This is a genomic window from Nonomuraea sp. CX421, from assembly GCF_059358955.1.
This window is the reverse complement of sequence record NZ_JCADBK010000013.1, coordinates 180019-200977: the sequence shown is the minus strand read 5'-3', so window position 1 is coordinate 200977 and position 20959 is coordinate 180019. Positions and strand designations below refer to the sequence as shown.

At 72.6% G+C, this 20959-nt stretch carries 18 protein-coding genes; 7 read left to right on the top strand and 11 right to left on the bottom strand.

Going from position 1 to position 20959, the window contains the following annotated elements:
• Positions 1-34 precede the first annotated feature (34 nt).
• From AC5L3X_RS23760 to AC5L3X_RS23745, 4 genes are all read left to right on the top strand, one after another.
• Positions 35-733, top strand: a complete 699-nt coding sequence (locus AC5L3X_RS23760; RefSeq protein ID WP_189128831.1) for a M50 family metallopeptidase — start codon at positions 35-37, stop codon at positions 731-733.
• Between the two features lie 64 nt (positions 734-797).
• A complete protein-coding gene (locus AC5L3X_RS23755) occupies positions 798-1997 on the top strand; it encodes a hypothetical protein (RefSeq protein ID WP_494859677.1) in 1200 nt (399 codons plus the stop codon).
• Positions 1994-3394, top strand: a complete 1401-nt coding sequence (locus AC5L3X_RS23750; protein ID WP_494859675.1) for a hypothetical protein — start codon at positions 1994-1996, stop codon at positions 3392-3394. The genes AC5L3X_RS23755 and AC5L3X_RS23750 overlap by 4 nt, the downstream gene beginning before the upstream one ends.
• A 43-nt stretch (positions 3395-3437) precedes the next feature.
• Positions 3438-6464: a coiled-coil domain-containing protein gene (locus AC5L3X_RS23745; protein WP_494859673.1), complete on the top strand. Its 3027-nt coding sequence runs from the start codon at positions 3438-3440 to the stop codon at positions 6462-6464.
• 171 nt (positions 6465-6635) lie between these two features.
• Here the strand turns inward: AC5L3X_RS23745 and AC5L3X_RS23740 are convergent, their stop codons facing one another.
• The 3 genes from AC5L3X_RS23740 to AC5L3X_RS23730 are packed head-to-tail and all read right to left on the bottom strand — an operon-like array spanning position 6636 to position 9121.
• The gene (locus AC5L3X_RS23740) at positions 6636-7205 is read right to left on the bottom strand and encodes a thiamine pyrophosphate-dependent enzyme (RefSeq protein WP_189128859.1); all 570 of its coding nucleotides are present in this window, start codon (positions 7203-7205) and stop codon (positions 6636-6638) included.
• A gap of 2 nt (positions 7206-7207) precedes the next feature.
• A complete protein-coding gene (locus AC5L3X_RS23735) occupies positions 7208-7723 on the bottom strand; it encodes a hypothetical protein (protein ID WP_494859671.1) in 516 nt (171 codons plus the stop codon).
• A 24-nt stretch (positions 7724-7747) separates the two neighbouring features.
• Positions 7748-9121 (bottom strand): citrate synthase, encoded by a 1374-nt coding sequence (locus AC5L3X_RS23730; RefSeq protein ID WP_494859670.1) that lies wholly within the window; start codon positions 9119-9121, stop codon positions 7748-7750.
• Positions 9122-9190: 69 nt separating this feature from the next.
• Between AC5L3X_RS23730 and AC5L3X_RS23725 the strand changes: the two genes are divergently transcribed.
• Both AC5L3X_RS23725 and AC5L3X_RS23720 read left to right on the top strand, forming a co-directional pair.
• Positions 9191-10411: a LeuA family protein gene (locus tag AC5L3X_RS23725; protein WP_494859668.1), complete on the top strand. Its 1221-nt coding sequence runs from the start codon at positions 9191-9193 to the stop codon at positions 10409-10411.
• Positions 10412-10532: 121 nt separating this feature from the next.
• Positions 10533-11084 carry a YceI family protein gene (locus AC5L3X_RS23720; protein WP_494859666.1) on the top strand — a complete coding sequence of 184 codons (552 nt, stop codon included), beginning with the start codon at positions 10533-10535 and terminating at the stop codon, positions 11082-11084.
• Positions 11085-11092: 8 nt separating this feature from the next.
• Here AC5L3X_RS23720 and AC5L3X_RS23715 read toward each other — a convergent pair whose 3' ends face one another.
• The 7 genes from AC5L3X_RS23715 to AC5L3X_RS23685 all read right to left on the bottom strand — a co-directional run bounded on the left by AC5L3X_RS23715 (position 11093) and on the right by AC5L3X_RS23685 (position 18405).
• Positions 11093-11440: a YbaB/EbfC family nucleoid-associated protein gene (locus AC5L3X_RS23715; protein WP_494859702.1), complete on the bottom strand. Its 348-nt coding sequence runs from the start codon at positions 11438-11440 to the stop codon at positions 11093-11095.
• Positions 11441-11498: 58 nt separating this feature from the next.
• Positions 11499-11822: a hypothetical protein gene (locus AC5L3X_RS23710; RefSeq protein WP_494859664.1), complete on the bottom strand. Its 324-nt coding sequence runs from the start codon at positions 11820-11822 to the stop codon at positions 11499-11501.
• On the bottom strand, positions 11819-12202 hold the full coding sequence (locus tag AC5L3X_RS23705) for a T3SS effector HopA1 family protein (protein WP_494859663.1): 384 nt from the start codon (positions 12200-12202) through the stop codon (positions 11819-11821). The genes AC5L3X_RS23710 and AC5L3X_RS23705 overlap by 4 nt, the downstream gene beginning before the upstream one ends.
• Positions 12203-12580: 378 nt before the next feature.
• Positions 12581-13030, bottom strand: a complete 450-nt coding sequence (locus AC5L3X_RS23700; RefSeq protein WP_494859662.1) for a hypothetical protein — start codon at positions 13028-13030, stop codon at positions 12581-12583.
• Entirely contained in the window at positions 13030-13323 is a 294-nt protein-coding gene (locus AC5L3X_RS23695; RefSeq protein ID WP_494859660.1) for a hypothetical protein, read from the bottom strand. The genes AC5L3X_RS23700 and AC5L3X_RS23695 overlap by 1 nt, the downstream gene beginning before the upstream one ends.
• 390 nt (positions 13324-13713) lie before the next feature.
• Positions 13714-17295 carry an AAA family ATPase gene (locus tag AC5L3X_RS23690; protein WP_494859658.1) on the bottom strand — a complete coding sequence of 1194 codons (3582 nt, stop codon included), beginning with the start codon at positions 17293-17295 and terminating at the stop codon, positions 13714-13716.
• Entirely contained in the window at positions 17296-18405 is a 1110-nt protein-coding gene (locus tag AC5L3X_RS23685; RefSeq protein WP_494859656.1) for an exonuclease SbcCD subunit D, read from the bottom strand. It lies immediately after the preceding gene.
• A 106-nt stretch (positions 18406-18511) separates the two neighbouring features.
• On the opposite strand from AC5L3X_RS23685, the gene AC5L3X_RS23680 reads away from it, so the two are divergent.
• Positions 18512-20005, top strand: coding sequence for an alpha/beta hydrolase family protein (locus AC5L3X_RS23680; RefSeq protein ID WP_494859655.1), 1494 nt, complete (start codon positions 18512-18514; stop codon positions 20003-20005).
• 30 nt (positions 20006-20035) lie between these two features.
• On the opposite strand, the gene AC5L3X_RS23675 is transcribed toward AC5L3X_RS23680, so the two are convergent.
• Positions 20036-20959, bottom strand: a complete 924-nt coding sequence (locus tag AC5L3X_RS23675; protein WP_494859654.1) for an alpha/beta hydrolase — start codon at positions 20957-20959, stop codon at positions 20036-20038.

The window sequence follows — 20959 nt, the reverse complement described above, 5'->3', positions numbered from 1 at the left end:
AGCCGAGACTTTACCCGGATAGGGTTTTGTCCTGATGGACAAGCTCTGGGCCCACCTGATCGAGGTTCAACCCGCCCCCGACCCGTGGGTCGTGGTGGTCTCGGCACTCGCCGCGCTCGTGATCGTCTCCTTCCGCACCTCCTGGCAGCTGTCCCGAGGGCTGATCACAATCGCGCACGAGGGCGGCCACGCGCTGATGGCGTTGCTCACCCGGCGCAAGCTCGAAGGCATCCGGCTCCACTCCGACACCTCGGGTGTGACGCTGACCCGGGGCAGGCCCAACGGCCCCGGCATGGTGCTGACCGCGCTCGCCGGCTACCTCGCGCCGTCGCTGCTCGGGCTCGGCGCCGCCTGGCTGACCGAGCAGGGCCGCATCACGCTGCTGATCTGGGGCGTGCTGCTCTTCCTCGTCTGCATGCTGTTGCTGATCCGCAACCTGTACGGCGCGCTGATCCTGCTGGCGACGGGCGGCGCGGTGTTCGCCCTGTCGATGTACGCGCCGGGAGAGGTGCAGCAGGCGGCGGCCCTGGCCGCGGTCTGGTTCCTGCTGCTCGGCGGGGTGCGGCCGATCGTCGAGCTGCAACGCAAGCGCCGCCGGCGAGAGGCCCGCGACTCCGACGCCGACCAGCTGGCCCGGCTGACGTTCCTGCCCGGCGGCTTCTACGTGTTCTTCTTCCTGCTGGTGGCGTGCGCCTCGGTGGTCGCCGGAGCCTACCTGATGAATCCGCTCTGACCACCCGCGGGCTTCCGCGCTGCGCGGTGCGGGATTGTCGGCGGGAAGCCTTACCTTAGAGCCCGTGTCCGAACAGCCTCTGACTCTCGACGCCGCCCTCTCAGAGGAGGCGGTGCTGTCGACCTACCGCCGGATGTTCGCCGCGCTGGCCCGCGACAGCGGCGCGGTCGTCGACGATCCCGCCCTGGTCGACATCGCCGAGACGCTGTTCGCGGCGTTCGCGGAGGCGGGCGAGGAGTGGCTGACGCACGAGCAGATGCGCTTCGCCTGCCGCGCCTATCCGGGTGACCAGTTCGACAACCGGCTGCGCGTGCTCAAGGGGCTGGGCGCGATCCGCGAGGTGTTCCCCAAGCCCAACCAGCTGCGCTACCGGGCGTCCTTCACCAGCGTGGTCGGGCTGATGTTCATCCGGCGGATGATGGACGACGGCGGCCAGTCCGAGATGCACCGGCTGCTGGCGCTCGAAGACCTCAACGTCGCCGATCCCCGCACCACCATGGACGAAGCCAGGCAGAGCGCCGCCAACCTGGCCCGCGCGTTCCGGCTGTGGGCGCTGGAGCTGATCACGCTCACCATGGGCACCATCGAGGAGCTACGTGAGCAGGCCCCCAAGCTGTGGGGCACCGAGGAGATCGCCCGCCGGGCGCAGAGCCTGCACGGCACGATCCTGACCCGCTGGCCCGAGCTCGACCGGGTCTGCACCGACCTGCGCTCGGCCATCTACGCCTACAGCGACGCCTCCCGGCGCGCGGCCGGCCGGCTGGCCGATTCGGCGGGCACCACCCGCAACCTCACGCTGCTCCCGACGGAGACGTGGCGCACGTTCACCCAGACGGCGTCCAAGGAGCGGCTCGCCTCGGTGCTCGACGACTTCGTCTTCGACGCCCCAGCGCCCTGGCACGACCCGGCGGCGATCGCCCGCGCGGTCGACGAGGCGCCACGCCCGGCGCCGGCGCAGCCCACTCCCCCGCGTTCCACGCTGCCCGACCCCGGCCCCGAGGGCTCGCTCGACTCCTCTCCCGGCGCCGCGGTCGAGCGCCTCGCCGTCGTCGCGGAGTCCCTGCTGGGTGCGTCGTCACGGGTGGCCCTGGCCGACGTGCTGGGGCCCGACTGGCCGTCCGCGCGCCGCCTGCTCGCCGACCTGACCTCCGTCGACCTGCGTCCCGAGCTGCCCTACCGGCTGGTGTGGTCCGACGACCTCACCATCGATCCGGCGCGCCGGCCCGCGTGGCTGTCCCACGGACACCTGGAGCGCACCCCGTGACCACCCCCGCTTCCCTCTATTCCCCCGAACCACGCGCATCCCATGCGCCCGCACCGGTCCGGGACACGGCACCGCACGCGCGGGCCGAGGCGCATGTGCGGGCGCGTTCGGGCGGTCCGCTCCGGCTGCACGCCGGGGAGCCGGCGCCCGCGGGCATGCTCCGGCTCACGCGTTCCGACTCCAGCGGCGAGGCGCTGCCGGTGTGGCCCGACGGGGCGACGCCGTCGCTGCTGGACGAGTACCAGGTGACGCCCGTCCCGGTGGAGCGCTCCGGTGAGACCCGGCGGGTGCTCGCGGCCTGCCTCACCTGCTGCTGGCCCGACCTGTCGGCGGATCCGTGGCCCGGCGAGCCCGCTCCGGTCGAGCTGGTGCTCGACACCTATCGGGCACTGATCGGGCGGACCGACGACCTCATGCGCAACTGGGCGATCGGGGCGCTGCGCCGGTTGCACGACTCCGCGTGGATCGTCATGTCCGACGGCCTCGTCTCACTCGGCCCTCGATGCGCGCTGTGGCCGGTGGAGTCGCACGCGCAGCTCAAGGAGCTCGTCCACCGCATTCCCCGGCCTGAGCGGGGCGAGCTGACCGTGGTGGCCGACGCCGACCTGGTGGCCGCGGCCCGCCCGCCGGTCGCCTCCGATCCCGCCACATCCGCTCCGGTCCCCGGCGCCCCGCCCCCGGCCCCGGCCGGTGACCCGCCTCCCGCCGCTCCAGCCGAGGACCCGCTTTCCGCCATCCCGGCCGAGGACCTGCCTTCCGCCGGCCCCGGAGGACGGGTCGAGGAGGGCACGGCGGAGTTCGGCGATCTGCTCGACGGCTATGACGAGCGGCGGCGGGCCGAGCTCGTGGCGGCGTTCATGGCGGTGGAGCACGCCGCCGAGCCCGTGCAGGAGGCCCGGTTCGGGGCGCTGCGTGATCCGGCGTTGCGCCGCACGCTGGGCGAGATGCTGGCCCGGCGTGGCCGCACGCTGATTCAGCAACGGGAGCGCTGGATCTCGGGCTACGACGACGGCGCCGCCGGGGCGGGCGTCCGGCTGGGCGAGGGCGAGCGGGCGGTGCTCACTCTGGTGCTGGTGCACTCGGTGGCGATCCCCCGGGCGGAGGGCCTGCTGCCCGAGGACACCTGGGCGTCGCCGCACCCCACGCCGGTCGAGGAGCTTCGCCGCCACACCCAGCTGCCGATCGGCGAGCTGGAGGCGGCGCTGCGCGGGCTGCGCCACGCCGGCCTGCTGACGCAGGTGAAGGCCGGCGAGGAGGCGGGCGGTTACGTGCCCGGGCCACAGTTCCACCGGCTCACTCCGGTGGCGCGGCGGCGGTTGCAGGAGGAGCTGATCCTGGCGGCCGGGCCGCACACGCCGTTGGCCGCGGCCGTGCGGGCGCGGCGAACGACCAGGTGACCGGGCACACGGCGGGCGCGGCGGCGAGGGCCGGGTGGGGCTGATGACGGATGCGAGAGTGACGGGGGTTCGGGTGTCGCAGGTGGAGAACGTGGTCGGAGACCGGGTGCTGATCGCCGTGCAGGCGGTCAACATCTCACGGCTTTCGACTCATCCGGTGCCGACCGTTCCCGGCACGCTCATCGTGGTGGCCGGGGCGGGGCCCAAGGACTCCAACGGCGCGGGCAAGTCGTCGTTCATCGCCTCGATCACCGCGCTGCTGGGTGACGAGCAGTGGCGGTTCGCCTCCGGCGCCAAGGCGGTGTCCGAGCTGCTGTTCAACGCCGAGCTGGCCAGCGGCGCGGGCGCCCGCCAGTGGGCCAGCGCCGACCACGGCTACATCGTCGGCGTGTTCGGCCACCCCGATGACTCGCCGCGCCCCCTCGACGGTCCCGGCGCTCCGGGGGACGCGGCGCGCTCAGGTGCGGGCGACGAGGAGTTGTTCGCGCTGCCCGACACCTCCGGTGGTGCCGTCACCGTGTGGCTCAGAGTCAACCAGGAGGCGCCGCACCTGGAGATCCGCTGGCACGACGGCGTGCGGCTGGCCTCGGCCGCGTCCGAGGCCGAGCGGGTGGCCAGGGCCGACGAGATCTGGGCATCGCTGCCCCGGTCCGCCGGGCGGCGCGACGTGGTGGCCCGTGACCTGACGAAGGTGCTCTACGGAGACCGGGTGCGGTGCGTGTCGTTCCTGTCCACCTCGGTCCGCAGCAAGGTGGCGACCAACCTGCTCTCCCAGCCGCTCAACGAGATCTCGCCGGAGCGCGTGTTCGAGGCCATCGCGGCATTGACCGGCCTGGACGCCGAGCTGGAGCAGGAGCGGGAGGCGCGGCGCGACGAGCACGCCAAGCGGGTGCGGGCCGCGCAGGCCCGCGACAGGCTGGCCGAGTTCGAGGCGGAGTCGAAGGCGCTGCTGGGCACCTTCGACCGTCGCGACCAGGCGAGGGTGCGCCTGGCCGACGCGCTGCGGTGCTGGCGCGGTCGGCAGGCGCGCAAGCTGGCCGACGCGGCGGCCAAGGACGAGATCATGGCCGCCGAGCTCGACCGGCACCGCGCGGCGGGTGAGGCGGCCGGCGAGGCGATCGCCATGGTCAAGGCGGAGATCGCCACGCTGAAGGACGACACGCTCGACCGGCGCGTCGCGGAGGCGCGCAAGGAGCTGGCGGCGCTCCAGGCGCGGGCCGCCAAGCTCGAAGCCGACCGGGCGGTGGCCGAAAACTCCGCCGACGAGCTGCGCGGCCGGATTCCGGCGCTGGAGGAGACGCGCCGGTTCGCCGATGGCCGCGACGTGCCGGGAGCCGAGCGGGAGCTGGTGGAGGTCAGGCAGCGGCTCAACGAGGCGTTGAAGGGCCTCGGCGTGGCCGACCGGGAGGTGAGCTCCGCCCAGTCGGCGCTGGATGACGCCGAGGGCGGCCCGGCGGCGGCCCAGCTCAACGCCCTGGCCGCCGCTGGAGTCGACGCGACGGGTCTGCTCGACGCTCTCGACGTGGCCGAGCAGGCGCACGACCACGCGGGGCTGGGGTTGGAGGGTCTGCGGGGGTGGCCGAACGAGCATGCCGTCATCGTCGACGCCGGACGGTTGGCCGCCGCGGCCGAGGCGCTGAGTGAGCTGCCGGGGTCGGTGCTGGTCAGTGCCGCCGGGGTGAGCGTGGTGGGGGCGTTCGACGGGGTGGCGACCGGGCGCGAGGCGCGCATCAAGGCAGCCGAGCAGCGGCTCAACCGGGCCCGCGACATCCAGGAGACCGCGGCGCGGGCCGTACACGAGGGGGAGGAAGCCGTCGCGGCCGCGCAGCGGCGGGTCGAGGGCGCGCGGGCCGGGGTGCGGCTCGCCGAGCTGGAGACGCGGCTGGCCGGTCAGCGGTCCAGGCTGGCCGAGCTGGCCGGGGCGCTCGGCGAGGTCGGGCCCGCGGTGGCCGAGGCCGAGCGGCAGGCGGGCGCGCTCGATTTCCGGGCCCGGACGCGCGACATGGAGATCGAACGGCTGGAGGGCCGGCGGCAGCGGCACGAGAGCGAGCGGGCCCAGGCGCGCGAGCAGGAGGCGCGGGTGGGCGCCGAGCGGGAGGCGCTCAAGCTCGCCGCGCTGGCCGCCGACTGGGGCGGCACCGTCGAGGCGGCGCGCGAGTGGCTGCGGGAGCTGCCCGAGGAGGAGCGTCCGCGCACCGCCGACGAGTGGTGGCGGGTCGCCGAACGCCATTTCGACCAGGCGTTGCGTGACACGTTCCCCGAGGAGGACGCCGAGATCCCCGAGGAGCTGCGGTTCCTGCTGGCCGAGCGGGGCGGGAGCACGGCGCGTGAGCAGTCGACGTTCGCGGCGGTGTGCGGGGCGCTGGCCTCCTACCTGCGTGGTCAGGAGGAGTACGAGAAGCATCAGCGGCGCCAGATCGAGGCCCAGCTCGTGTCGCGGCAGCGTGACCTGGCCGCGGCGGCCAAGGGCGCCGAGGAGGCGGCGCATTCGACGTCCGTGCACCGGGCGGCGCTGAGTGCGGCGATCAAGGCCAGGCTCACCAGGGTGGCCGAGGAGTTCGAGAAGCTCGACACCGGTTACGGCGGTTACGGCGCCACGCTGGAGTTCCCCGTGCCGCCCGCACCGGCGGATCCGGAGCAGCGCTGGCAGTGGCGGGTGACGCCCAAGTGGCGGCGCGGAGAGGGGCAGGGGTTCGTCCCCTACAACCGCAGGGCCAACACGGCGCTCATGGACGAGAAGGCCGTCAAGCTCGTGTGCGCGGCGGCCATCGCGTCGTCCGGTGGCGGCCACCTGTGCCTGGTGCTCGACGAGCTGGGCCGCAACCTCGGCAAGGAGCACCGGCGCGAGGCGGTCGCGCTGTTCCGCCGGATCGGCGAGACGTACGGGATCACGGTGATCGGGGCGCTGCAGGACGACATGGAGCCCTACGCGATCGACGCCTGCGGCCAGTACATCAAGTTGCGTCGCTCGTCCGACACCATGCCCTACAACGAGCCGCCGGTGATCGTCGGCCACGACGAGCACGCCGACCGGGTCCGGGCGCTCGCGGCCTACGTGGAAAGACCGTGACTCACGACGTGTCACATTGAACGGCCGTGACTCCCGACGTGTCACGTTCTGCCCGGCGTGGAGCGCCGGCGTCGCCCATTGCCCGCGTGACGCACTGGCGTCGCCGGACAGCCCGCGCTCAGCCAGGTGATCCGCAGGCCGCCGATGAGGTGAGGTGCGGCGGTGGAGGAGTCAGCGGGAGGCCAGCCAGTCGCGAAACCTGCGGCCGATCACGACCGGGTCCTCCAGCAGCTTCGGGACACCCGAGGCGTTGCCCGGCTCGATCCGGACGTGCAGGAAGGCCGGGCCGCCCGGCTCCAGCGCCTTCGCGAACTCCGCGCGCAACGTCCGAGGGTCGGCGGCCTGACGCACCGACCAGCCGGCCGCTGCGGCGAGCGCGCCGAGGTCGATCCGAGCCGAGTAGGTGGGCAGGTCGCCCGTCGAGCCGTAGACCGCGTTGTCGAGCAGCACGAGCAGCAGTTTGTCCGGCCGGAGGTAGCCTCCGGTGGCCAGCACGTTGGGGTTCATGAACAGCGACCCGTCGCCCTCGATGGCGACGACTCGCGGGATCGCCGAGCCGGCCAGGCCGAGCGCCACGCCGGTGGCGACCGAGCCCGCGAGTCCCATCGAGTCGAGCAGGTAGAGGTGGTTGGGTCTGTCGGCGATCGCGGCCAGTTCGCGGCTGGTCGCCGCGCACGTCACGACCACCGGGAGGTCGGCGGTCCCCTCCACCAGCACCTGGAGCGCGTCGATGCGCCGCATGCTCACGCCGTCTTTCCGTCGGTGGCCCAGAACTGCGCCAGCACCACCACCGGGCGGAACGTCATCCGGGCGTGCGCGCCGGCCTCCGCCACCACGTCCTCCCAGTCGGCGGGCCCGCTGCGCCGGTCGAGGTCGAAGATGCGCACCCCGAGCCGGTCGAGCAGGGCGGGCACGTGCTGGGAGAAAGAATGGATCATCGAGTTGTACTCGCCCAGCCCACCACGGGTGTTGGCCACGATCAGCAACGGCAGATGGTAGGAGACGTTGAACGTGGTCAGCGCCGTGAGCGCGTTGCCGAACCCGTTGTCCTGCATCACCACCGCGCCGAACCTTCCGGTCAGCGGCAGCGCGCCGATCACCCCCATCGCCTCCTCCTCTCGGGAGAGAGGGAACACCAGGTCGGGCCGCCCGAGCGCGGTGATCACCGGCGCGACGCCGACGGAGGGGACATAGCCGACCAGTTCGGCTCCCGAAGCCCAGATGCCCTGGGCCACCGCCGCGGCGTAGGGGGAAGTCATGTGCGCAACCTACCCAGAGGCGGGTCATCTGATCGGCGGGCCGGTGTAGGAGGCGCGCAACCGCAGCAGCGAGCCCCTGCCGTACTCCTCCATGGCGTGGGCCAGCCAGCCCGCCGTCCTGGCGACCGCGAAGACGGCCTCGCCCGCGCCGCTCACCATCCCGGTGACCGCGACGAGCGTGGCGAGCGCGAAGTCGATGTTGGGCTCGGGAAGCCGGCGCCTGCGGGCCTCGTGGAGCACGGCCTGCGCGGCGGCGACCCGCTCGTGGCCGGGCGCCGCCTCGCGCACCAGGTCGAGGAGCAGGCCGCCGCGGGCGTCGCCGTTCTTGTAGACGCTGTGGCCGAAGCCGGGGACGCGCTCCCCTCGTCGTACGCGCTCCGCGACGGCGCGCGACGCCTGCCCGGGCTCGGCCACCTCGGTCAGCAGCCGCTCCGCCCCGTACGAGGCGCCGCCGTGCAGCGGGCCGCCGAGCACGCCGAGCCCGGTGAGCACCACGGCGTACGGGTCGGCCTTGGCGGAGGCGGCCACCCTGGCGGCCAGCGTGGAGGCGGCCAGTTCGTGGTCGGCGAGCAGCACGAGCGCCGCCCGGAACGCGACGAGCAGACCCGGCGTGGCGGGACGCGGGCACAGCCGTGACCAGAGGCGCTCGGCGATCGAGTCGCCTTCCGGCTCGCTCAGCGCGGGCAGGGCGTCGACCAGGCCGGCGACGAGACGACGGGCGGTGGCGGTGACCGACAGCGGGTCGAGCTGGTGGCGCAGGGTGTCGGAGGCGCCGAGGACCATTGTGATCACCTGCAGCCGGTCGAGCGGCAGCAGGCCGGCGGGCAGATCGCGCTGTGCGGCGACGGCCGCCCGCAGCCCTTCGAGATCGGCCGTCCATCCCCGCCGTGCTCCGATGCCGGACGTGCCGGAAGGCCCGCCAGACTCATCCGACGACATACCGGGAGCCCGGCCCTGATCGCCGGACGTCATGCCAGGGTGCCGGCCGGACTCGCCGGGCGGCGTGTCGGCGTCCCGACCGGGCGTGGCGGGCCGCGTGCCGTAGTCGCCGCTCTTGGAGAGGGGTGGGTGAGGAAGGACGGCGGGGTCGCCGGTCCAGAGCCAGTCGGCGACCGCTTCGAAGGTGGTGGTGCGGGCCAGGCCGAGGGCGTCGCGGCCGCGGTAGTAGGGACGGTCGAGGCCGAGGGCGGTGATGCCCGACTCGATGACGAGCTCCGGCGGCTGCCCACGTGGCCGGCCGCGCCGCGCCAGCCGCTCGATCTCGGCGGCGTCGAACAGGCTGCGCCGCCCGTCCTCGCCGTGGCGGCGCTTGAGCACACCCCTGCTGACATAGGCGTAGAGCGTGGCCGGCTTCACGCCGAGCCGCTCAGCCGCCGTGGCCGCGTCGATCCACTCCACGCCCGCACCTCACAACATTGACGAAAATCAATATTGATACACATTGAGAGGCCGTGTCAACGTGAAGCCATGCCAAAAGTTCACTTTCTCGACGTGACCAACCGGGACGGCGTGCAGACCGCACGCACCGGCCTGTCGAAGTTCGGCAAGACCATGGTCAACTTCTATCTGGCCAAGCTCGGCGTGGCGCAGTCCGAGATCGGTTTCCCCTTCCTGTTCCACGAGGTCCCCTACGTGAAGGCGCAGGTGGCCCTGGCCGAGGCGGGCGCGTTCGGCGAGCTGCGGCTGTCCGGGTGGTGCCGGGGCGTGGCGGAGGACGTGGAGAAGGCGGCGCCGCTGGGGTTGCGGCACTACAACCTGTCGATCTCCACCTCGGACTACATGATCCAGAACAAGTTCCGGGGCCGCCTCGACCGCGGTTCGATCATCAGGGAGATGACGGCCGCCGTCGCAGCGGCCAAGGCGGCGGGCGCCCACACCGTGGGGGTCAACGCCGAGGACGGGTCGCGCACCGATGACGGCTTCCTGCTGGAGTTCGCGCTGGCGGCCAAGGAGGCGGGGGCCGGCCGGGTGCGTTACTGCGACACGATCGGCGGCGACACACCCGACCGGATTCGCGAGCGGTTCGCCAAGCTGGCCTCGTCCGCGGGGATGCCGGTCGAGACGCACTGTCACAACGACCTCGGCATGGCGGTGGCCAACTCGGTGTCGGGCGCGCTCGGCGATCTGGACGCCGGTCAGGACGCGTGGGTCAACACCTGCGTGAACGGCGTCGGCGAGCGTTCGGGCAACGCCGACCTGCTGTCCACGATCCTGGCGTTCGAGCATGGCTTCGGGCTCAACGCGGAGATCGGCGACGCCCTCGACCTGTCCTGGGCCCGCCGGTTCGGGCTGTGGGCAGCCTACGCGCTCGGGCAGCCGCTGCCGTACAACCAGGTGGGGGTGGGGCGCAACGCGTTCGCGCACGAGAGCGGCATCCACGCCGACGGCGCGCTGAAGGACCACGGCAACTACGAGCTGTACGACGAGGCGACGCTGGGGCCGTTCCCCGACGACTGGCACGCGCGCCACGGCCGGGTCGTGCTGACCGGCGAGTACGGCGGGAAGGCCGGGTTCGGGCACGTCATGGAGGGGCTGGGGGTCGAGGTGCGGGAGGAGGACCTGGCGTTCCGCGTGGTTCAGCTCTGCAACGCGATGACCGGCCGGCCGCTCACCGACGACGAGTTGCGCCTGATCGCGACCTATCCGCGCGAGCTGTCACTCCTGTTCCCCGGCTACGAGACCGGCTGAACTCCCAGGTCCGCCCTGGTCGCTCCATGCCCTGCGGCCGGGGTCCTCACCAGCCGATGACCTGGTCGATCGGGGTCCTGCCCGGCCGAGTCCGGCCTGGCCATGGCGTTAGCCTGGATGGATGGACCCTGGAACCTATGCACTGGGACCTGACTCGGGCTCCCTTGTCGTCCATACGACCCGCACCGGGCTGGGCGCGAAGGCGGGCCACGACCTGACCATCGAGGTGACCCGCTGGCGAGGTGAGGCCGTGGTCGGCCCCGCCGGTCCGGCCGGCTCGTCGGTGACCCTGGAGCTCGACGCCTCGTCGCTGGAGGTCAAGGAGGGCACCGGCGGCATCAAACCGCTCACCGACGGCGACCGGCGGGAGATCCAGAAGATCACGCGTGAGAAGGTCCTCCAGACCGGCCGTCACCCGACGATCACGTTCCGCTCCACCCGGATCTCCGGCGACCCGGAGTCGTTCCAGGTCGAGGGGGACCTCACCCTGGCCGGGGTCACCCGGCCGGTCACCGTGTCGGGCGCGCTGGCCGGCGACCGCGTCCGCGGCACGGCCACCGTCACGCAGAGCCTCTGGGGCATTCGGCCCTATTCGGGGCTGTTCGGCGCGCTCAAGCTCAGCGACGACGTCGAGGTGCGGTTCGACCTCGGCCTGACGGTGTCCGGCGGGTAACCGTCGGGCTACGCGCCCATGGTCCCTGGCCGCCGGTCCTGAGGCTCTTCCGCGCGCAGAGTGGGCAGGAGGGCGCCGAGGTCGGCGTCGGCGCCGAGCAGTCCTTCGAGGTCGACGCCCTCCGGCACGAGCGGCGCCAGCAGGTCGCTGGTCTGCCGGCTCACCTCCGACGTCGCCGTCTCGATCTGCTCCAGGATCGACGCGGCGATCTCCGACGCGGACAGCTTTCGGGTGATGCGCGGATCCAGCTCGATGTGCGTGATGCGGCTCTGCTGCCCGGCTTTCACGGTCACCAGGCCGTCCTTCGAGGTGGCCGTGGCCTCCACCTGGCGCAGCCGTGCGTGGACGCTCCGGATCTCGGCCGCCTGCCGTTCCTACTCCGCGACCATCTTCTCCAACTGCGCGTGCAGTTCCTCATGCATGATTCGTGTCCTCTTGACGGCTGTGCCGCCGCGGGGCGGGCATGTGCCGCACCGCCTCTGGGTCCTCCCTGTGGAGGATGTCGTGACCTTCGGCGTAGGTGCGCATCATCGGCCACAGCAATCTCATCCGCAGACTCACCGGCACACTGGAGTCCGCGGCGCGTGCCACGATCCATCGGGGGTCTCCCGCGTCAAGCCTGAGCACGGCCGACATCAGTAGATCATCCGCCTCCAGCGCCGGATGGGTCACCTCGTCGACCTCACCCGCGAGGAACCTGTCCACGAACTCCCTCGCGGAGTCCAACTCCTCTGTCACCGTCCACCTCCACTCGCGTTGACGTGCGGATTCTGAGGTTCGACGCCGCCTTTCAGGAAGTATTCGTCGACCTTCCGCTTGAACATGCTCAGGTCACCGCGCGCCGACCACGTGGCGCTGAGGGCATCGAAGATGAGGTCGGACCGCAGGGAGCCGAAACCGCGCCCAGACCCCCGTGGCTCGGCACCGAGACCGACACCGTCCATCACCGGCTGCGTCATCGGCGGCATGTCCGGCAGGAAAAGGCCGGGATGACGCTCGTCGTACTGGCCGAGCCACTGGAGCACCCTGTCCGTGGCCGCCTGGTCCGTCAGGTAGATCACGATCCCATCTCCCCGTTGCGTGATCGCCTGGAAGCCACTGATCTTGGCGGCGCGCACACCCGGAAATCCTCGGGCGCGTCCACGACTTCTCTGACCAGGGCCTTCATCAACTGCGGGGCCCCGTCGGGCACAACGTGCAAGTAGAGACGTTGAGCAACGCTGTTACCGGGCCTGTCCTCGCGGACGAAGTGGAAGAAGTCCCAAGCACTGGCCCGGTTGACAAGGTCCTTCTCGGTGAGCTCCCCGAGCTCCATCCCTCTCCTCTGCGAGATCGAATAGCCATCCGGCCTGGTGCGAGCCAAGTCCGCAAGTTCCTCATGTAGGACTCAGGGGTCAGGTGAAGCGGTCTTTCGGTCCCCATGGCGTACAGCCGGTAGATGTCGTCTCTTCGGAGGCCCTGTTTGCTCCCGGGTCCAGACCCGTTCGAGGAAGTCGTCAGTGCTCAGCCTGGACAGAGCAGGTGCCTCCAGGCCCTGCCGCCGGAACAAGTGCTGCCGCACTTCCTCCACTTCCGCGAACGAGAGTTCCGGATGCCGCCTCGCGAGATCCGCGTGCGTCCAGAGGCCGCAACTCGTCCTCCACGTAAGCCAGCACGGCCACCGGGCTCCGGTCCGCCTCGGCCGGGTCGCCACCGGCGTCACGCACGAGCTCGCCGAACAACCGCACGAACTCGGCCTTGGCCGCGCCCTCCCACGCGCCACTCTGAAGCAGCGCGACCACCCCATCGCCGGCTTCCTTGCGTAACCGGCCGAGCTTGTCGGCTATCGCATCCTGCTCATCAGCCTTCGCGACCATGTCGTCGTAGCGCTGCTCGGGGAAGACTCCACCCGCGATATAGGGCCAGAACGGCTTCAGCACATCCGGCACGAAGACGTTCGGATCCATCAGTCTCCGCCCTGCGATGTCGACGCTTCGTCAGCCGCCTGATAGACGCGCCGGGTCTGAGTGGTGTGACCGGCCGCGGTGCCCGACTGCTCGGCGATCAACCGCAACAGCCGGGCCGCACGCTCGAACCGGCGCCCCTGCTGGCTCCAGAACGTGTTGCCGTAGTCGTCGCCGGTCGCGGCCGTACGGGTGCCGCGCGCGCTCGCCTCATGGGCGCCGGCGAGCCCGCCTATCCCGACGGCCAGCTCCCCCAGCGGATCGCTCAGCGCCAGCAACTTCCGCTCAGCGAACACGATGCCATCGGAATCCGCGGGACCACCCGCACGCTCCGGAACGGCACTCGCGGCCGGCCGGTCACTGCGCAGCGAATCGGGCAGGCACGGACCCGGCTGCGGACACGGCGGACTGTGAAGGCATGGCGTCACCAACGCCTCCTGCGGATCTTACGGAGTCGCCAGACCGCCCTCCCGCATTCACCGCAATCACGAACAGACAGTGAGGGAAGGCTACATGATCAACCCGGCACCGGTGATCACAGGTCCGCGGCGATGACCCACCCGACATCACCCGACAGGACCGTCATCGTGACGAACGGGGTGGACACCGGCGCCGCCGGGATTCAGCGCCGTCGATGACGTACGACCAGGACAACGCGACGGTCCGGGCGACGGCCACAGGGACGGTCACAGGACGGTGAGGCTCGACCCGGCGCGCGTCTTGGAGACCTTGAGCTGGGCCGGGATGCGCGAGCGCAGCTCGGCGACGTGGCTGATGACGCCGACGGCGCGCCCGCCGTCGCGTAGCTCGTCGAGAATGTCGAGGACGCCGTCGAGGGTGTCCTCGTCGAGGGTGCCGAACCCCTCATCCACGAAGAGCGTGCCGATCTCGGCTCCCCCCGCCTCGGCCGTGACGACGTCGGCCAGCCCGAGGGCCAGCGCCAGCGAGGTGATGAAGCTCTCCCCGCCCGAGAGAGTCGCCGGGTCGCGCTCGACGCCCGTCCACCCGTCGGAGATCCGCAACCCGAGCCCGCCGCCCGAACGGCCACGCGCGCCGGCCGTCTTACGCAGGTCGTGACGCAGGAGATAGCGGCCGGCGGACATGTGGTCGAGACGCTCGTTGGCGGCGTCGACCACCTGCCTGAGCCGCTCGCCGAGCACGTACGACGACAGGCTCATGCTCCACTGGTTGTCGCTGGAGGTGCCGCTGGCCAGGGCCGCCATGCGCTCGGCCAGCTTGTGCCGGTCGGCGGCGGGCTGCCAGGTGGCCAGACCTGCCGCCAGCTCACCGTGGAGCTCGTCCAGCCGGTGCGCTCTGGCCATGGCCTGGTCGAGCGCGGAGGCCAGGGCGGTGTGGGCCTGCTGCGCCGCCTCGCGCTCCGCCTCGATCGCCGCCAGGTCGGGCGCCGGCGCCTCGGCCGCCGCCAGCAGCTCGGGGTCGGCCAGGATGCCGCTCACGGCGGCGTACTGGTCGTCCAGCCGCCGCAGCCGCTCGGTTTTGCTCTCCAGCTCGGCCGGGGTCCTGGCGGCGTCGACGACGTCGTCGACCTCGGCGAAGCCCGCCTCCAGGGTGGCCCGTTCGGCCGCCTCGGCGGCTCTGGCACGCTCCTGTTCGGCGGACATCGCCAGCCGCGTCGCCTCCAGCGCCTCTCGCAGCAGCTCCGCCTCGTCGCTGAGCCTGGACAGCCGCGCGGTGAGCGTCGGGTCGTCGCCGCGGGCGCTGTCGAGCCGCGCGGTCAGCCTCCCCGCGTCACCGCTGAGCTCCTCCTGGCGGGTGCGGCAGGCGGCCAGCCTGGCCGTTAGCCTGCGCGCCCGCTCCTCCAGCGAGACCCGCTCCTGACCGAGCCGCGCCGCCTCGGCGGCCAGCTCCGGTTCCTCGGCCGCCGACGCCTTGAGCCGCCGCAGCTCCCGCTCGGCCGCCGCCAGCACCTCGACGGCCTGGACGTCGGCGCCCAACCCGCTTGGGTCCAGCCGAGCGGGACCCTCGGTGTCGGCATCCGGCGCCGGCCCCAGGCCGCCGCGGGTGAGCTGGGCGGCGAGGCGGGCGCGTTCGGCCCGCAGGTGGCCGCGGTGGGCGCGGTGGGCGGCGAGGTCTTCGGCCAGCCGGCGGGCGCGGTCGGTGACGTGCTCACGGTCGGCCTCGACGCGGTCGAGCTCCGCGGCCAGCGCGGGCTCGAGTGCGGCGATCCCCTCCAGGCGGGCGAGCTCCTGCTCGGCCCGCAGCACCGCCGCCTCGGCGGCGTCGGCGTCGAGACCGCGCGTGGCCGCCACCGCCTCGGCATGGCGGGACTCAAGGGCGGCGAGGGTACGTTCGGCGGCCTCGCGTTCGGCGTGCGCTCCTTCATGGGCGTGCTCGGCGGCCAGCTCGTCGTCCGCCGAGGGCGCGCTGGGGGCGGGCGAGGCCGGGGCGGGGTGGTGCTCGGAGCCGCACACCGCGCAGGGCCGGCCGTCGGACAGGTCGCGGGCCAGCTCGGCCGCCATGCCGTCGACGCGGGCCTGGCGGATGTCCAGCCAGTGCTCCCTCAGACCCTGGGCCCTGTCCACCAAAGCCTGGTGGGTGGCCGCCGCCGCCTCCAGCTCACCGGCCAGGGTGTCACGACGCAGGACCGCGTCGCGTATGGTCCGGGCCGCGTCGAGCGTCGCGGCCGCCGCCGGGATCGCCGCGATCTCCGCGCGTACGCCGGCGAGCCGCCCCGACACGTCGGCGAGCCGCTGGGGCAGCTCCGCCTCGGCGGCGGCCACCTCGGCCTCCCGCTGCGCCAGCCCGTCCAGCTCGGTGTCCAGCGCGGCGAGCCCGCGATCGGCTGCGATCAGCTCGGCCGCGGCGGCCCGCACGGCTTCGGCCGCCGGGATCCTGGCGGCGTCGAGGCGGGCCCGCTCGGCACGGTGCTCGGCCTCGGCCATGAGCTCGGGCAGGGCGGCCAGCCGGATGGCGGTCGCCTCGTCCTCCGTGGCCAGCCCGGCGAGCTCCTCCTCGGCCCGCCGCAGGTCTCTCCGGACGACCAGGAGCCTGGCCTCCTCGGTGAGCAGCTCGGACAGCCGCGCGATCTCGGCCTGCCGCTGCCTCTCCATCTCGGCGAGCCGCTCCGGCGACACCGCGGAACCATCGCCGGCCCGGGGCGGGGAGTCGGCGGATGGGCCGTCGATCGCGCGGCCCAGCAGGGGACGGGCGCGGGCCACGGCGTCGGCCGCGAGGGAGGTGGCCTTGGCGGCGGCCTCGGCGCGCTGCCTGGCGGCCGTGATCAGCGGGATCACGGCCGCGGCCCGAGCCGCGTCGTCGAGGATCGCCTGGAGGTCCGCTCGCTCGTCGGCACGTTCGTCCAGAGTGCGACGCAGGGTCAGCGCCTCGGCGTGACGGCGCCGGCGGTCGGCCAGCGCCGCGGCCTGCTCGAACGTGAGGCGCGCCCGCCGCGACGCCTGCTCCGCCCGCGCGTGCTGCTCGGTGCGCCGGGTGACCACGGCTCGGGCCGCGTCGCGCAGTGCTCCGGCCCATCCGAGAGGATCATCCTCGACCGACGGCACTCCGGCCTCGGCCGACCCGGGATCGGCGCTGTCGATCTCAGACGCTCCGTCAAGGACCGGTGCGGGCTGGGCGAGGGTGTCGCCGGCCGCCTCTTCCAGCCGCTGGATGGCGAAGTCGACCTGCTGGCGCAGGTCCTGGGCCTCGCGCCAGGACTGCTTGCGGTGCTCGGCCAGCCACGACTCCGTCTGGGTGAACACCTTGACCGTGAAGAGGCGTTCGAGCAGCTTGCGGCGGTCGTCGCCGTCGGCTCGCAGGAACCGGGCGAAGTCGCCCTGGGGCAGCATGGCGACCTGGCAGAACTGGTCGGCGTTCATGCCGAGCAGCCCGCCGATGAGGTCGCCCGCCTCGTCGGCCCGGGTGGTGAGGCCCTGCCAGCCGGCACCGGCCCGCTCCTCGACGATGACCTTGGCCTTCTCCTCGGTGAAGCCCGTGCCGCGGAGCTTGGGCCGCTGCCAGGCTGGAGAGCGCTGGATGCGGAGGTGCCGGCCACGTACGGTCACCTCCAGCGTGACCGATGGGCCGACGGAAGGGGCGGCGTGGTCACAGCGCAGGGCGCGGGCGCTGTTGCGCTGGCCGGGCACCTGCCCGTAGAGGGCGAAGCAGAGCGCGTCGAGGATCGTCGTCTTGCCCGCGCCGGTGGGCCCGTGCACGAGGAAGAGGCCCGCCTGCGCCAGCGCGTCGAAGTCGACCGTCTCCGCACCGGGGAACGACCCGAACGCCGTCAGGGAGAGCCGGTGTGGCCGCATCTACGCCATCGTCTCCTTCGCCCGGGACGCCTCGACCGCCTGTCTTAGCAGCTTTTCCTCGTCGGCCGCGGCAGGCTCGCCGCGTACCTCACGGACGAAGTCGAGCGCGACGTCGGCCTCCGGGCGCCCGCTGAGCCGCACGGGCTGGGCGGCGGGAGCGCCGCCCTCGGGGTCGAAGGAGAGCGCCAGCGTGTGCGGGAAGCGGGCGCGCAGCCGGTCCATGGCCGATTTGGGGCGTATGGGGTCGGTCAGCACCACCTGCAGCCAGTGGTCCTCGAAGCGGGCGTGGGCGGGCGAGGTCAGCAGGTCGTCGAGATGGCCGCGCAGCCGGCCGACCGGCCGGGGCACCGGCGCCGGCACGAACTCCACGCCCGAGCCGAGCGTGACCAGCCACGACCCCTTGACGTGGTCGGCCTCGGAGAACGAGTAGGCCAGCGGGGAGCCGGAGTAGCGGACAGTCTCGGACATGCGCTGGCGCCCGTGCAGGTGGCCGAGCGCGACGTAGTCGACCCCGTCGAACGCCGACAGCGGCACGTGGGCGACCCCGCCCACGCTGATGTCGCGCTCGCTGTCGCTGGCCTGGCCTCCGGTGACGAAGGCGTGGGCCAGCACGACAGAGCGGCCGTGGCGGGCGGCGTCGGCGCGGACGCGGGTCATGGCGTGGGTGAGCGCGGCGGTGTGGCTGCGGTCGGGCAACTCCCAGGGGGCGCGGACCAGCTCGGGCTCCAGGTAGGGGATGCCGTAGAAGGCGACGTCGTCGATCACGACGGGCTCCCACGCCCGCGACGGGTCGGTGCGCAGGTGCACCCCCGCGGCGTCGAACAGGGAGGCGCCGAAGCCGAGCCGCCGCGCGGAGTCGTGGTTGCCGCTGATCAGCACGGTCCGCGCGCCCTCGGCGGCCAGCCGCCCCAGCGCCTCGTTGCACAGGGTCACGGCGTCGACCGGCGGGAGAGCGCGGTCGTAGACGTCACCGGACACCGCCACCACGTCGACCCGCTCGGCGCGGACGGTCTCGACCAGGTGGTCGACGAACGCGGCCTGACCGTCGAGCAGGCTCTCGCGATGGAACGAGCGCCCCAGGTGCCAGTCGCTGGTGTGCAGGATCCGCATTCGCAGGAAGCTAACAGTTCTCACCGACAAATGCGGCCCCATGCGCCTCACCAGCGGGGAGTAGGCTGAATGATCGACGGGCAAACCAACCCACATGGGGAGGCCGATGCGCACTGGCCGTGGCACCTTGAGCGTCGCAGCCGGTCTGATGCTGGTGGTTCTGGCATCCGTCGGATACGTCCTGCCGCCCGCGTTCGACCCGCCACCGCTCAGGGCCGATCAGGAGTTCCAGGCGTTACCGGCTCAGCCGCCGAGCGAGCTGCGCTCCGTCGTGGCGGTCGATCCGATCAGCCGCGAGGAGATCTCCGTCCCGGCGCAGGGGCAGCGGCTGCTGGGCACCGTCCGGGCGCCGCTCACCCCGGGCCGGCATCCGGCGCTGGTGTTCGTGTCGGGGTCGGGCAACGGCTCGCGGACCGAGTTCACGCCGCAGGCGGAGTTCCTGGCCAAGGCGGGCGTGGTGACGCTCGCGTTCGACAAGCGGACGGTCGGCTACAACTTCCGCGACCGCGACTTCTCGCTGCTCGCCGACGACGCGCTCCGCATGGTGGAGCACCTGGCGAAGCGGCCGGACGTCGATCCGGCGCGGATCGGGTTATGGGCGGTCAGTGAGGGCGGATGGGTGGCGCCGATCGCCGCCGCGAAGAGCTCGGCGGTGGGGTTCACGGTGCTGGTGTCCTCACCGAACGTCTCACCGCTGCGGCAGGTGGCCTGGGCGCTGAACGAGCAGTTGCTCCGCCTGCGCGCCCCGATCGGCGTGCGCGACCTGCTGACCAGGGCGATGGGCGGGATCGGCTTCGACTTCCTGCGCCACGACGCGATGCCGGCGCTGCGTCGGATGAGACAGCCGGTGCTGGCCCTCTACGGCACGACCGACCCGTCCATCCCGTTCGTCGAGTCCACCAGGGCGCTGACCACGGCGCTGGCCGAGGCGGGCAACGACGGCTACACGATCCGCTTCATGGGCCGAGCCGACCACGCCATGCGAGTCAACGGCGGCGACTTCGCGCCGGGCTATCTGGAGACGCTCACCAACTGGATCACCGGCCTGCCGGGCACCGCCCGGCCCGAGGTGCGCATGGCGGGCACCACTCCGGTGCAGCGGTTCGAGGCCAGCGACGTGCCGGCCGCGCCGTGGTACGCGGGCGGGACGATGCTGGGGCTGACCATCTGCCTGGCCGCCGTCGGCTACGTGGCGGGCCCGGTCGCCGTCATGCTGGTACGGCTGCGCGGCCGGCCCCTCGCGCAGGTCGAGGCCAACACCAAACTGTGGCCGCCGATCAGGCGCAGACTGAGCCGGATGGCGTGGACGGGGCTGGGACTGCTGCTCTCGGTGGTGGCGTTCATCATGGTGCTGGTGCTGTTCTCGGTGAACCAGGCGGGCGCCTGGCCCGCGGTGCTGGCCGGCTGGCTGGTCGTGCGCGGCATGGCGGTGCTGATGCTGGTGCAGGAGGTCACGGCCGTGGCGGCGGTCGTGGCGGCGCTGCGGGAGGGCATGCGGCTGAGCCGGTGGCAGCACGTGGCGATCGCGGGGGTGCTGGGCGGCACGGGGTTGCTGCTGGTGGCGGCCGCCTACTACGGGTTGTTCTCGTTCCCCTGGTAGACCCGAGATCCTCCCGGCAGCGGGGAATCCCTACCCGTCCCGGTCCGCCGAGCCGACGTAGGCGTTCAGCCAGCGGTCGATCTCGGCGAACACCTGCTTGCGCACCGGCTCGCTCGACAGCACCAGGTCGTGTACGCCGTCGGCGACGCGGACGCAGGTGACGTGCGGGCCGATCGAGGTGGACCAGCGGGCGATCTGCCGGGGGTCGAGCACGATGTCGGCCGCACGGGCCTCGGGGACGAAGTCGCGTACCCGCAGGCCCCTGGCCGAGGCGAGGACGAGCACCGGCACGTCGACCGCGAGCCCGGCGTGCAGGCGGCGCTGCGCGCGGCGGACGGCGGCCAGCCACATGGCGTGCACGGAGAAGCCGCCGAGCGGCTTGAGCTCCAGGTCGTAGTCCCATTCGCCCTGCTCGGAGCTGTGCAGGCTCTGGCCGTAGACGGTGCTGACCTTCAGGGGCAGCGGCCGGCTCGTGTAGGAGAGCGGAGTCTTGAGCAGGTCGGCGGCCAGGCGGAGCGGAGCGGGCACGTTGAGGTCGAAGAACGGGCTGTTGAGCGCCAGCCCCTGCACGAGGCCCCGGCCGCGGACCCGGTCGGCCCACAGCGAGGCGATCAGGCCGCCGGTCGAGTGGGCGTTGACGGTGAGCTCGTCGTGGTCCTGCCGGATGATCCGGACGGCCTCGTCGATCTCGGGGAAGTAGTCGGTGACGCTCCTGATCAGGCCCCTGGTCTGGTGCGGCAGCAACGACCTCCCGTATTTACGCAGGTCGAGCGCGTAGAAGTCGATGCCGCGGTCGAGGTAGTGCTCGGCCAGGTGGTCCTGGAAGAAGTAGTCGGTGAAGCCGTGGAGATAGAGCACCGCCCGGCGGGACGCCTCGGTCCGCCGCGACACCAGTGTCGCCACGACCTCACCCTCGAAGTCGGGCGGCATGGGCAGAACGGTGATCTCGTACAT

Bases quoted from the DNA above. Each gene is read 5' to 3' on its own strand.
- AC5L3X_RS23760 (WP_189128831.1), top strand. From the start codon at position 35: ATGGACAAGCTCTGGGCCCACCTGATCGAGGTTCAACCCGCCCCCGAC.
- AC5L3X_RS23745 (WP_494859673.1), top strand. From the start codon at position 3,438: ATGACGGATGCGAGAGTGACGGGGGTTCGGGTGTCGCAGGTGGAGAAC.
- AC5L3X_RS23740 (WP_189128859.1), bottom strand. From the start codon at position 7,205: ATGCGGCGCATCGACGCGCTCCAGGTGCTGGTGGAGGGGACCGCCGAC.
- AC5L3X_RS23735 (WP_494859671.1), bottom strand. From the start codon at position 7,723: ATGACTTCCCCCTACGCCGCGGCGGTGGCCCAGGGCATCTGGGCTTCG.
- AC5L3X_RS23725 (WP_494859668.1), top strand. From the start codon at position 9,191: ATGCCAAAAGTTCACTTTCTCGACGTGACCAACCGGGACGGCGTGCAG.
- AC5L3X_RS23720 (WP_494859666.1), top strand. From the start codon at position 10,533: ATGGACCCTGGAACCTATGCACTGGGACCTGACTCGGGCTCCCTTGTC.
- AC5L3X_RS23700 (WP_494859662.1), bottom strand. From the start codon at position 13,030: ATGGATCCGAACGTCTTCGTGCCGGATGTGCTGAAGCCGTTCTGGCCC.
- AC5L3X_RS23690 (WP_494859658.1), bottom strand. From the start codon at position 17,295: ATGCGGCCACACCGGCTCTCCCTGACGGCGTTCGGGTCGTTCCCCGGT.
- AC5L3X_RS23685 (WP_494859656.1), bottom strand. From the start codon at position 18,405: ATGCGGATCCTGCACACCAGCGACTGGCACCTGGGGCGCTCGTTCCAT.
- AC5L3X_RS23680 (WP_494859655.1), top strand. From the start codon at position 18,512: ATGCGCACTGGCCGTGGCACCTTGAGCGTCGCAGCCGGTCTGATGCTG.
- AC5L3X_RS23675 (WP_494859654.1), bottom strand. From the start codon at position 20,959: ATGTACGAGATCACCGTTCTGCCCATGCCGCCCGACTTCGAGGGTGAG.